At 62.6% G+C, this 1322-nt stretch carries 2 protein-coding genes; both read right to left on the minus strand.

The genetic code is table 11. The features are described 5' to 3' along the window. Positions 1–365, minus strand: a 365-nt coding sequence (gene rplJ, locus EN906_RS34340; protein WP_127375784.1) for a 50S ribosomal protein L10, incomplete at its 3' end; no start/stop codon positions are given. Positions 366–760: 395 nt separating this feature from the next. After that, positions 761–1322 (minus strand): 50S ribosomal protein L1 (gene rplA, locus EN906_RS34345; RefSeq protein WP_127375785.1); only part of this gene is annotated, 562 nt, incomplete at its 5' end.

The raw sequence follows: 1322 nt of genomic DNA on the forward strand, positions 1-1322 counted from the left end.
GCCTTCACACCGTCGGCATTGAGCGAGGTGGTGCCCATTGCGCCGCCGAGAATGACGAGCTTGTCATTTCCCTTGGCGAAATCGGACGCGACCTTCGGCGCCGCAATCGGATCCTCCGAATAAGCAATCAGCGTCTGTCCCTTGAACAGCTCGATGATCGATGCGGAGTCCGTGCCCTGAAGAGCGATTTTGGCGAGACGGTTCTTCGCGACTTTGACGGTGCCACCGGCGGCGCGCATTTTCGACCGAAGGTCGTTCATTTGCGCGACGGTGATACCGGCGTAGTGGGCCACGACCACTGAACCTGCGTTCGAGAACGCACCGTTCAGGCCCGTGACGAGTTCGCGTTTTTCCGCTCTGTCCACTGCCTATCTCCAGTTGACCCCAATCCTGTTAACGGGAACATCCCATTGACGAGGACAGGCGTCGGGTTGCCTTTTGTCGGCCGGGCCATCCAGTAACGGATCTCCCGAACGACGCTCGAGGATCCTGCCCCCTTTCGCCACATCGACGGTCAAGCCGGCGATGCGCAGACAAAAGGCAAACACGGTTCGAACCTTTCATTGGAGCAATCGCTCCGTTGTCCGGTCTTCACCCGTCTCATGCAGGCCCAAATCGAATTAAGGCTTCTGGGCCGCCTGCAATCTCGGACAGGATGTCCGGAAACCTCTCGGCTTCCGGTACCGGGCCGCCAACTAGGTCGGAGGCCCGGAATTCTTTGCAGATCAGCCGTTTACCGGCCGATCTCGATCAAAACTTATCAGGACGCGTTGAGCGTCGCGACGTCGAGCTTGAGGCCCGGGCCCATCGTCGAGGTGACCGACACCTTCTTGACGTAGTTGCCCTTGGCGCCAGTCGGCTTTGCCTTGGTCACCGCATCGGCGAAGGCGCGGATGTTCTCTTCCAGGGCCTTGACGTCGAACGACACCTTGCCGACGCCGGCATGGACGATGCCAGCCTTCTCGACACGGAACTCGACGGCGCCGCCCTTGGATGCCTTGACGGCGGCGGCAACGTCGGTGGTGACGGTGCCGACCTTCGGGTTCGGCATCATGCCGCGCGGGCCGAGCACTTTGCCCAGACGACCGACGAGCGGCATCATGTCCGGCGTGGCGATGCAGCGATCAAAATCGATCGTGCCCTTCTGGACGATGTCGACCAGATCCTCGGCACCGACGATGTCGGCGCCGGCGGCGCGCGCTTCGTCGGCCTTGTCGCCACGGGCGAACACGGCGACACGCACCGAGCGGCCGGTGCCGTTCGGCAGGTTGACCACGCCGCGGACCATCTGGTCGGCATGGCGCGGGTCGACGCCGAGGTTC

The organism is Mesorhizobium sp. M7A.F.Ca.CA.004.06.1.1 (assembly GCF_003999135.1).
In the GTDB taxonomy this organism is placed as follows: domain Bacteria; phylum Pseudomonadota; class Alphaproteobacteria; order Rhizobiales; family Rhizobiaceae; genus Mesorhizobium.